This window comes from Bradyrhizobium sp. 35 (assembly GCF_023073215.1).
GTDB classification, from domain to species: domain Bacteria; phylum Pseudomonadota; class Alphaproteobacteria; order Rhizobiales; family Xanthobacteraceae; genus Bradyrhizobium; species Bradyrhizobium canariense_D.
In genome coordinates this window covers 444,865-455,816 of the sequence record NZ_JADPJC010000160.1, presented here as the reverse complement: position 1 = coordinate 455,816, position 10,952 = coordinate 444,865, and the positions used below count along the sequence as shown (strand labels likewise).

At 60.4% G+C, this 10,952-nt stretch carries 7 protein-coding genes and 1 tRNA gene; 2 read left to right on the top strand and 6 right to left on the bottom strand.

Annotated elements, in window-relative coordinates:
• The first annotated feature begins 410 nt into the window (after positions 1–410).
• The gene (locus IVB36_RS37970; protein ID WP_247394862.1) at positions 411–1,805 is read left to right on the top strand and encodes a patatin-like phospholipase family protein; all 1,395 of its coding nucleotides are present in this window, start codon (positions 411–413) and stop codon (positions 1,803–1,805) included.
• A gap of 48 nt (positions 1,806–1,853) precedes the next feature.
• On the opposite strand, the gene IVB36_RS37965 is transcribed toward IVB36_RS37970, so the two are convergent.
• The gene (locus IVB36_RS37965; RefSeq protein ID WP_247394856.1) at positions 1,854–2,876 is read right to left on the bottom strand and encodes a hypothetical protein; all 1,023 of its coding nucleotides are present in this window, start codon (positions 2,874–2,876) and stop codon (positions 1,854–1,856) included.
• Positions 2,839–5,202 carry an adenylate/guanylate cyclase domain-containing protein gene (locus IVB36_RS37960; RefSeq protein WP_247394853.1) on the bottom strand — a complete coding sequence of 788 codons (2,364 nt, stop codon included), beginning with the start codon at positions 5,200–5,202 and terminating at the stop codon, positions 2,839–2,841. Before IVB36_RS37960 ends, IVB36_RS37965 begins: the two co-directional genes overlap by 38 nt.
• 706 nt (positions 5,203–5,908) lie before the next feature.
• Between IVB36_RS37960 and IVB36_RS37955 the strand changes: the two genes are divergently transcribed.
• Positions 5,909–6,931 carry a tyrosine-type recombinase/integrase gene (locus IVB36_RS37955; RefSeq protein WP_247294793.1) on the top strand — a complete coding sequence of 341 codons (1,023 nt, stop codon included), beginning with the start codon at positions 5,909–5,911 and terminating at the stop codon, positions 6,929–6,931.
• Between the two features lie 61 nt (positions 6,932–6,992).
• Here the strand turns inward: IVB36_RS37955 and IVB36_RS37950 are convergent.
• The 4 genes from IVB36_RS37950 to IVB36_RS37935 form a co-directional block, all read right to left on the bottom strand.
• Positions 6,993–7,068: transfer RNA gene (locus IVB36_RS37950), tRNA-Lys, on the bottom strand.
• 200 nt (positions 7,069–7,268) lie between these two features.
• A complete protein-coding gene (locus tag IVB36_RS37945) occupies positions 7,269–7,892 on the bottom strand; it encodes a Spy/CpxP family protein refolding chaperone (protein ID WP_018457502.1) in 624 nt (207 codons plus the stop codon).
• Positions 7,893–8,085: 193 nt separating this feature from the next.
• Entirely contained in the window at positions 8,086–9,090 is a 1,005-nt protein-coding gene (locus tag IVB36_RS37940; protein WP_247394850.1) for a TRAP transporter substrate-binding protein, read from the bottom strand.
• A 170-nt stretch (positions 9,091–9,260) separates the two neighbouring features.
• Entirely contained in the window at positions 9,261–10,823 is a 1,563-nt protein-coding gene (locus IVB36_RS37935; RefSeq protein WP_018457500.1) for a 2-isopropylmalate synthase, read from the bottom strand.
• Positions 10,824–10,952 lie beyond the last annotated feature (129 nt).

Below are 10,952 nucleotides of genomic sequence, written 5' to 3'. Positions count from 1 at the left end.
CCCACCATGCGCGGTTTCCTCCCTTGGAGGCTTTCGGACGCCGGCCGCCCGAATGTGCCGCGCCGTCAATCATGCGGCCGGCATCCGAAACCCTTCACATTACCGGAAGTCACGAAATGGACTACAGCTACTCCTACTACCGTCAGCGATTAATATCTAACGCGAACTGGTTCACACCTGTACGAGAGGGTCAAACGTAATCGCACGATACCAAGTCCTCGCGCTCCTAGCGTATGTGCGCTAGTTCGATGCGAAGGTCCAAGAAAGCGTCGAATATCCACCTCAACCGCGCTTTCCAATGATCCCAAAAACGATTAATCTCTTCCTCTTCACGCAATTCGGAAACTCGATCGGAGAATAAGCCACACGATAAAATAGATGGGAGGAACCAATGGTGAAGAGAGCGAGCGATTACGCTCGGCGGCGGCGGACCGGCAGCAGGGCTACACATCGGGGTTCTGAAAGCACTTGCTGAGGACGGCAAGACGTTCGACGATAAGTCTGATGTGTGGGCGTTGTCCTGCATCGGCGCCTGGGTTGGCATCGTCTACAATCAATTCGATGAAGAAAAAATCAAAAAAGAAAACAAAAGCAGAGCCGAGCTGACCTATGAATTCTTCAGGGACGGCGTGTTTCGGGACGATGAAGGCTATGAGCGTTTCCCCATAAACACCGTATTCGGGACGGATTGGAACGCCAACATCAAGGCCTTCCAGGACTTCGTCACCGATCCCAAAAGTTACAGTGATTTCCGATGGCAACCGTACAAAATGATGGAACAGATCCAGGGCAACATGTCCGCTTGGTTCAATCGTCTGCCTCGTGGTGAACAACCCTTCAAGGAATGGCGCGAAGGAGACATCAACAACTGGATACTCAATAAGGTGCTCGCACCTAATCCACTTGTCCGATACCTCACCTCCCTGGTGTACTTGTCCAAGGTCAACGGCCTATCCAGGATCAACTATCCGGATAGCGAGTTTATGAAGAGCATAAACTTCGACGAGCTGAAAAAGGACGGTATGCCACACATCTATCACAACGCCTGGAATCTCGACGAACAGAAGCTGGCGTTGTTTTCCAATCGTCGGATGAAGGAGGACGAGAAAAAGCAGTACAGGGGAGCTATCGACTCACGCAGCCTGTGTGCGTGTTCGTCTCTTCCCTTCGTCGAAGGGACGGTTGAGATCGACCAAGTTACATATTGCGAAGGGGCGTTAGTCGATACTGTGAACTTCGATAGCTTGCTCGAGGAGCACCCTGATTTGGATGAAATCTGGGTGAGCCGGATCGTCGATGCGAAGCAAATCCGCGTTCCGGAAAATCTTCACGATGCACTAGCAAATCTCTGCCAACTGTTTGCGGCAACGGTCGGTGAGGATGACGTCAAGCTTTTCAAATATCACGTCAAAGAGGCGCACACACTCGACAGAGCAGCCGAAGCCGGAATACTCGAGAAAGCGGTCGAGTGCGGGATGCTCGACAAACCAGCCGTGGACAGGAGGAACGGGAAAACGCCTTGGAGAGGCGTAGTCGTCGAGATTCACGTGCCGGGGCACATCAATTTCAAGTGGAACCACAGCAATCTCGAAAATTCGATAACGCTAGGATACGCCGCCGCTAAACAAGCAATCGATGCATTTAACAAAGCGGAAAACGAGATTAAGGCGAATAGTAAAGACGACAAGCTGCTCAAGCCCATTTTCATAAACGAGAATCCACAGGACGACCCGAATTGGTTAGAGCTGCGAGATCGTACTTATGCGGCTCTAAAGAGGGCGGCTAGTGGTGCCAAGCCCAAGTAAGCAGATCGCGTTGCGATTTAAATCTGCGCAAGCGTTGTCCCGGCTTGATCACCGTAGCCCATCGAGAAGCACCTTTGCCACCTTTAGATCATGCGTCTCGAACCCTTCGGTGAAGCTGGCATAAATCGGCGCGAGAAAATTGAGCGCTTCCTCGCGTCTGCCCTGATGGATCCACAGAGCAGCTTGGTCCGTTGCGGCGCGGAGCTCAAGCGTCCTGGCGTGTTGACTTCTTCCCGTGCTCAATGCCCGGTCGAGCAGCGCCTGCGCCTCGGCTTCCACGGCCGGTCCACCGCGGGCGACCAGCACCCGTGCCTTTAGACGATACAGTTCGGCTTCTAGGATTCGTTCGCTGTTACGGTTAGCTGTAGCTAGGCCGTGCTCGATCAACTCCAGCGCGGCCTCGTAGTCGTGACTATTTAACAATGGCGGACACAACAACACGTCGAGCGCGGTGATGGCCAGCTGATAACCGGCGCTGCGATATCCGTCCAAGACGGCACCGATCTCCCCCAGTGCGCTGGGTGAAGGATCGAGCGAAGCCACGCATATGCCCCGAAGGGCGCGCGCCAGGCGCCATTGCCGGAATCCATGTTCCTCGGAAAGGGCGATGCAACGTTCGGCATGACCTTGCGCGACCAGGAACTCGCCGCGAAGCGCGTGAAGAATGCATGCGTAGTAACAGGCATACGCCTGGGAATGCGGATGACTTATAGCGTCTGCGCGCCGAATGGCAGCGTCCATTCGCACAATTGCCGTATCGGGCTGGCCGAGCAGCCAGAGCGCCCACGACATCAGCGCCAGGTCCGCCACGCCGGCATCCTGGCCGGCCGAACGCGCCGCCAGCCTGTCGTCCTCGCTGCTCGCCTCGAACGCTTCATAGGCGCGTCCAATCGCTTCATGGGCACCGGTAAGCTGTCCCATGAAGAGGCGGATCATTGCCTGCCCGCGCATCGCGTTGAGCAACGCCGGTAGATCGTCGCGCGCTTCGGCGAGCTGGAGCAGGGCCGCGATCGTTTCCTCGGCGACCGGCAACTCACCGCGCATTACGCTCGCAGTGGTCAACCAGAACATCACCTGGAGTTGCTCGGGAGGGTCTCCCAGGCGCTCGCACAGCTCGCGCGCGGGCAAAGGTTGCCATCGCCTTGTTCGAGGCTGGCCCTTGCGTAGCGATCAGGCAGGGCCCAAGGGCGAAGTGGAAGGCAAGTTCCAGCTTATCCTTTCCGGCGCCTTCTGGCAGATGGCCCGAGGCCTCGATACCCCGCTGCAAGTGTGCGATGGCTTCAAGGTTGGCCGAGCGCATGGCGGCCTTCTTGCCTGCCTGCAGCCAATATGCCTCCGCCTTTTGAAACAGGCCGGCCTCTGTCAGATGATGCGCAAGAGTTTCGGGTTGAGTCTCCACAAGGTCCGGGAACCGTTGCTCGAAGGCACCCGCGATCGCAGCATGCAGCGCTGCGCGTCGGCTCTTCAGGAGTCCCGAGTAGGCAGCGTCCCGCACAAGCGCGTGCTTGAAGGTATAGATTGCCTGCGGTATCTCGCCCCGGCAGAATATCAACTCCGAGCGAACCAACTGAGCAAGCGCCTCCTCAAGTCTCTCTTTTGACAACCCGGCTACGGTGCTCAGCAGTTCGTAGGAGAACTCGCGACCCACCACAGCGCCGATCTGAGCCACCTCCCTCACTGGAGCCAATCGATCGAGCCTTGCCATCAGCGATGCGTGCAAACTCGTTGGAATCGCCATCGGGGGGAGAGGACGGTTGAGGACGTAGTGATCGTCCTGTTCATTTAATAGCCCGGTTTCGAGCACCGTCTTGGTCAGTTCCTCCACGAATAGGGGCACGCCATCGGTGCGGGCGAGGATCTGGTCCATTACCTCTTCCGGGAGCGTCTTGCCAGCGGTGACGCGCTCGATTAACGCCGCCCCGTTGCGTCGGTTCAGCCGCGTGAGCGAGATCGTCGTCACATGCGCATGACCTGGCCACGGCGGAGTGAACTCTGGCCTCGCCGTGATGAGCAGCAGCCCCCGAAGCCGGGGTAGGTGTTCCAAGGTCATCGTGAGCAGCTCCAGCGACGTCGGATCTGCCCAATGGACATCCTCTACAATGACGAACACCGGCTGTCTTGCGGCCAAGCCAGTTAGCTGGGACAAAAACGCCGCTAACGTTAGCTCCTTGCGCTTCTGCGGGCTCAGCTCTGGCATACGGTAGCGGTTACTCGGTGGAAGGGACAGAAGGTTGGCCAGAGGTAGCAACACGCGGTCGGCATCAGCCCGCACGAGCAGAGCCTCGAGCTTAGCGAACTTCTCTGCGGGCGGGTCGCCCCGCTCGAACCGGGCAGCGCGTTCGAGCTGGCGGGTGAAAGGATACAGCGCACTGTTGGTGTGGTGCGCCGAGCAGAACTGGCGCACCGTTATATGCGGTTCGCCTTGGAGCCGCTCCTCAAGCGCCAGCGCAATGTGCGACTTGCCGATACCGGGCTCTCCGGTGAGCATCACCGCGCAACCTTCGCTACGCCTGGCGTGCTGCCAGCGACGCAAGAGCATCTCGATTTCCTCGTCACGCCCGATTGGCGGCGCCAATCGAGATTTGTGCTGTGCCTCGAAGCGGCTTTCCACTTCGGTTGTTCCCAGTACCTGCCAGGCTGGCATTGGCTCGGCCCATCCTTTAAGCGCGACAGGGCCGAGATTGCGGAACTCGAAATGCCCATCAGTGAGCCGGTGCGTACTTTCGGAAATCAGCACGGTACCGGGATTGGCGAAGGTCTGCAGGCGCGCAGCCAAGTTTGGCGTCTCGCCAATGACCGTCTGCTCTTGAGCTGAACCTTCGCCGGTCAAATCGCCCACGACCACCATACCGGTAGCGATGCCAACGCGAACCTGCAGCTCGGTGGCGGGTTCTGTCCGGAGGCTAGCTACGGCATCGACCAGCGCCAGCCCGGCGCGTGTCGCTTGTTCGGCATCATCCTCGTGGGCCTGGGGATAACCGAAATAGGCGAGCACGCCATCTCCCATGTACCGCGCGATAACCCCTTCATTCCTGGCAACAACCTCCGCGATGCAGCGGTGATAGGTGCCCATTACGGCCCGCAGGTCCTCCAGATCAAGGCGGGCCGCAAGTGCCGACGAGCCGACCAAATCGCAAAACATGATTGTAAGCTGACGCCGGCCGGCGTGATCCGTCGAGGCCGGCTTAGCGCCCGCTTGAGGCGTTCGCAGGACCTCTCTCTGAAGTTCTACGATCGCGCGCAGCATCTTGCGGCGATGCCCAAGCAGGACGCCCAAATCCTTTAAATCCTGCTCCGTGAGATCGCGAACGACCGAGAGGTCGATGGCGTTTTCGCGGAATCGCTCGGCGTACTCGCCCAAACCGATCGATGCTAGCCACTCTGCAATACCTGCCATGGTATACCTATGGCTTATACGATGAGAATAGCACATTGGAGAGGCTTGCGAAGGCACATCTGTCGACCGAAGCGCCGGACGTCTTGCCCAATGTAACACAGTGGCCCAGGCGAAAAGTGAACGCCGCTGGGCGCGATGTCTGTTAGGGGTCAAAGTGCGAAGAACTCAACCTAAGCAAATCTGGTCCGCCATGCCTCATTAAGCGGACCTAGTCGAGATGTGCCGGTACTTCGCTAACGGGCCATAAGCGGGCAATCAATGCATGCCTCGTTAAGGGACCAGAAGCCCACATACCGAACAGCTCCCCCTCATCACCGAATCCCTTGGCACCTGGAGCTAAATGCGTAGACTGGGTCCGACCGAGCCAGGAGGGAGATTTGGCGATAGAGCGGCCAAATCGACGGCTGACGACGATCCTGGCGGCCGATGCAGTCGGCTAGCCCCCGCTGCAGCTTGCACGCTATCGGCTTCAGATCGACCTTGCGTTCGTTCAGCGACCTCGCACAGTTGATGTCGACTAGGGTGAAGAAGAAAACCTTCCTATCGGTCGCCCTAGTGGTGTTGTCGTAGCCAAAGTAAGGCTCCAGTTCCTCGCAGAGGAAATGGGCCCAGCATATCCGTGCCGAGCGACAGACCCTGAGCGGCGTAGGCGACGCCAAAAACTGCGAGACAGAGGGTGCGGCCTTGGACGAATGGAGGATGAACCGTGCGCGTCGTTCTGAAAGGAATTCATAAGGTCAAGAGACGGCTCGCAAATGGCGAGACGAAAGTACATTGCTACGCATGGCGTGGGGGCCCCGCCATCCATGCGCAGCCCGGTGCGCCAGACTTCGTTCGAGAGTATCACGATGCGCATGCGAGCCTTCGGCAGCCCCGCGCCGGCACCTTCATGACGATCGTTGCGCAGTACAAGGCCGCACCAGAGTTCACCGGACTAGCGGCATCGACCCGTCGTGCGTACCTCGCCTACATTAAGCTGATCGAAGATGAATTCGGCGACCTGCCGGTGGCAGCTCTGGCCGATCGTCGAGTGCGTGGTGAGTTCAAGGCCTGGCGCGACCTGTTCGCCGAGACACCACGTAAGGCGGACTACGCCTGGACCACGTTGGCGCGGATCATGTCGTTCGCAAAAGACCGCGGCATCATCGCGACCAACCCATGCGAGCGCGGGGGCCGCCTCTACGTAGCAGACCGCAGAGACAAGATTTGGACCGAGCAGGACATCGCAGCGGTTCTTGCGATCGCCTTTAGCGAGATCCAGCCCGCCTTAGTCCTGGCGTTGTGGAGTGGCCAGCGCCAAGGCGACTTGCTGCGACTGCCCTGGTCCGCCTACGAGAACCCCTACATTCGCCTGCGCCAGTCTAAAGGCGGGCGGCGCGTCGCGATGCCAGCCGGCGCGCCTTTGCGAACCCTTCTCGATATCACCGAGCGCCGAGGCCCCCTGATCCTGACCAACACGCTCGGTCGGCCATGGACGTCGGACGGCTTTCGCACGTCCTGGGGAAGGGCATGTGAGCGCGCCGGTATGGGTGAACTGACCTTTCACGACCTGCGCGGCACGGCAGTGGTGCGCCTCGCAATCGCAGGCGCCAGCGTGCCACAGATCGCAGCCGTCACAGGTCATTCGTTGAAAGACGTCGAGGCCATTCTCGATGCGCACTACCTCGGTCGCGACATTCAGCTCGCTGAAGCTGCGGTGGTGAAGCTCGAAGCGAGAACAAAACTGTAAACGGTGGTGTAAACGGCGCTGGTTTTGCCGTTTGCTCAGCCCGCAAAGTGTTTGAATTATATGGTGGGCGCACCAGGGCTCGAACCTGGGACCCGCTGATTAAGAGTCAGCTGCTCTACCAACTGAGCTATGCGCCCGAAAGGCGGTTAAAGCCTTGCGAGGCCGGTCGTTTAGCAAAGCGATCCGGGTCTGGCAAGCGATGGCACGTAAGTTTTCCAAGGGTATGCCAAGGGTACGCCAAGGGTACGCCAAGGGCGTGCCCACATCCCCCAAAAAAGCGAAAAGCCGCTGGATTCCAGCGGCTTCGCCAGGGTTGATCGCGGCAACCCTTGTAGGCTCAGAGCCGGCCCTCGCGGTCCCGGTCCGGGCCATCGTCGCGGTCGAAACGGTCGCGGTGGAAGTGGTCCATGCCGCGCTCCATCATGCGGTCCATGCCACGCTCCATGAAGTGGCGGCGCGGGCCGTCTTCGCCGCCGCCGAACGGGCCGCGGTGACGGGTCAGCACGGCGAGGCGCCGCTTCTGGCCCTCGTCGAGGGTCTTGTAGAGCGGATCGGCGGCATCGGCGATCTTCTTCAGGGCCGCCGACGTTGCCCCCATGTCCTCGGCGCGCTGACGCAGGCGGGCGACCGGATCCTCCGGCCTGACGGCGTCCTTGTTAGCGTCCTTGCCGGCATCGCCGGCTCCGGCATTCATCCGCGCATTGGCGCGGTCGATGCGCAGCTTGGCGAAGTCGCGCACGGCGGCCTCGACCGGCGGCCACAGCTTTTCCTGGTCGGCGTTGAGCTTCAGCCCGGCATGGACGGCAGCGATCCGCGCGTCGACCATGGCGGCGCGGTCTTCCGGGTTCATGCGGATGTGGCGCATGTGCTCGTGCATCCACGGGCGATGATACTGGGCATAGACCGCGCCCGAGCCGGCGATGCTGAGCACGGCGATGGCGGCGATGGTGAATTTCCTCATGCGAACTCTCCTCTGGAAGGATGTCGTGAGGATGAGCGCAGCGCGGCTTACGCGCAACTTACAACTTGGACAGGGAGCGAGTCCTTTCCAAGATGTAACGCTCCTGAATTTTAGTTCAGTCGCAATCGGAATCATTCGCAACAAAAGGGGCTTCCGCGCCAGGCACGGAAGCCCCTTTCAACCTCCGTTCAAATCAGTTCGTCGTGCTCTTCGCTTCCTTCTGGAACTCGTCGATCAGCGGCTGGCCGACGCGGCCTGCGGCGTCCTTGTAGACCGGCTCCATGGCCTTGCGCATCGCCTCGTCCTGCTCCGGCGTGAGCTTGATGATCTCGCTCTTGCCGCTCTTCCTGATCTCGACGAGCGCGTCCTCGTTCTCCTTCTGCGACTGCGTATTGTTGAAGTCGGTCGCTTCCTTCATCGCCTTCGTCAGCTGGTCGCGGATGTCGGCCGGCAAATCGTCCCAGAACTTCTTGTTCACGATCACGACGTAGCCGATGTAGCCGTGGTTGCTCTCGGTGATGTACTTCTGCACCTCGTGCATCTTCTGGGTATAGATGTTCGACCAGGTGTTCTCCTGCCCGTCGACGACGCCGGTCTGCAGCGCCTGGTAGACTTCGCCGAACGCCATCACCTGCGGCAGCGAGCCGAGCGCCTTGAACTGGGCCTGGAGCACGCGCGAGGACTGGATGCGGAACTTGACGCCCTGATAGTCGGCCGGCGTCACCAGCTTCTTGTTGGCGCTCATCTGCTTGAAGCCGTTGTCCCAATAGGCGAGGCCGGTGATGCCCTTCGGTTCGAGCAGCTTGAGCAGCCTGGCACCGAGCGGACCTTCCGTCACCTTCCGCAGCGTCTTCAGATCAGGCAGGATGTAGGGGAGATCGAATACCTCGAACTCGCGGATGCCGAGCGGGCCGAACTTGGAATTGGACGGCGCCAGCATCTGCACGCTGCCGAGCTGGAGCGCCTCGAGTTCTTCCTTGTCCTTGTAAAGCGTCGAGTTCGGGTAGATCTCGACCTTGACCTTGCCGCCGGTGTACTTATCGGCGAGCTCCTTGAATTTCTCCGACGCCTTGCCCTTCGGCGTGTCGGTGGCCACCACGTGGCTGAACTTGATGATGATGGGCGACTGGGCCGATGCCGGCCCGGTCAAGCCAAGTGCCAGGACCGCGATGGACGCAGCGATCGCGAAGGTGCGCATAATCTCTCCCTGTTGTTATTTGGGCCACCGGGCGCGCGGGTGGCCTATGCCGTCAGCATCAATACAGGTCGACATCACCAGCTGCTATTGGTCGTTAGCAGGGCAGCCATTCATGGTGAACGCCGCAAGCACCGCCTCTCCCGCTTCCGGAAGAGGCGGTAGTAGCCACCTCAGCTCGCCGCCGCGGTCGTTACGGTGTCGCGCTGGCGTTTCATGACGATCTTGTTGAGCGCGCCGAGATAGGCCTTTGCTGAGGCCACCAGCGTATCCGGATCCGCCGCGCGCGCGGTCATCGCGCGTCCCTCGTGCGACAGCCGCACCGAGACTTCGGCCTGCGCGTCGGTGCCTTGGGTCACGGCGTGGACCTGGTACAGCTCGAGCTTGGCTTCGTGCGGCACCAGGCGCTTGATGCAGTTGAACACGGCATCGACCGGCCCGTTGCCTTCGGCCTCCTCGATCTTGATCTGGCCGTCGACATCGAGCTTCATCGTCGCGCGCTGCGGGCCATGGGTACCGGCGATCACGGTCAGCGAGGTCAGCTTGATGCGGTCGTGCGAAGCCGCCATCTCCTCGTCGACCAGCGCCTCGATGTCCTCGTCGTAGATGTCCTTCTTGCGGTCGGCCAGCGCCTTCATCCGCGTGAACGCATCTTCCAGCTGGTTCGGACCGAGCTTGTAGCCCATCTCCTCCAGCTTGTGCACGAAGGCGTGGCGGCCGGAATGCTTGCCCAGCACCAGCGAGGACTGCTTGAGGCCGACCATCTCGGGCCGCATGATCTCGTAAGTGGAAGCGTCCTTCAGCACGCCATCCTGATGGATGCCGCTCTCATGCGCGAACGCGTTGCGGCCGACGATGGCCTTGTTGTACTGCACCGGGAACGAGGTCGCCGCCGACACCACCTTCGAGGCGCGGGTCAGCTGCGTCGTGTCGATCTTATTCCAGAAAGGGAATTTGTCGTTGCGCACGTTGATCGCCATCACGATCTCTTCCAGCGCGGCGTTGCCGGCACGCTCGCCGATGCCGTTGATGGTGCACTCGACCTGGCGCGCGCCGCCAATGACGCCTGCCAGCGAGTTCGCCACCGCCATGCCGAGGTCGTTATGGCAGTGCACGGAGAACACCGCCTTGTCCGAGTTCGGCACGCGCTCGATCAGCGTCTTCATGAAGTGGGTGTATTCGTCGGGCGTGGTGTAACCGACGGTATCAGGAATGTTCACCGTGGTGGCGCCAGCCTTGATGACGGCTTCGACGATGCGGCACAGATAGTCCATCTCGCTGCGGGTGCCGTCTTCGGCCGACCATTCGACGTCGTCGATCTGGTTGCGGGCGCGCGCGACCATGGCCACCGAGGTCTCGAGCACCTGCTCCGGGGTCTTGTTCAGCTTCACCCGCATATGCAGCGGCGACGTCGCGATCACGGTGTGGACGCGGCCACGCTTGGCGAATTTCACCGCTTCTGCGCAACGGTCGATGTCGGCCGGATGGGCACGCGACAGACCGGCGATGACGGCGTTCTTGGAGCGGCGGGCGATCTCGCTGACCGCCTGGAAGTCGCCTTCCGAGGTAATGGGGAAGCCGGCCTCGATGACGTCGACGCCCATATCGTCCAGCATCTCGGCGACCTCGAGCTTCTCCTCGAAGGTCATGGTGGCGCCGGGGCACTGCTCGCCGTCGCGCAGGGTGGTGTCGAAAATGATGACGCGGTCCTTATCGGACTTGTTCACGGGGGCCATTTGAATTTCCTTTTGAGCTTTTTGCGCCGTCAGTCTTCTGGGCGCTTGAGGTGTCCGGTGATCTCGACCAACCCCTGAGCGCCCAGGCGCATGGCGCCCAGCCGGCCCTCAGGGGCAAGTAAGAAGAAG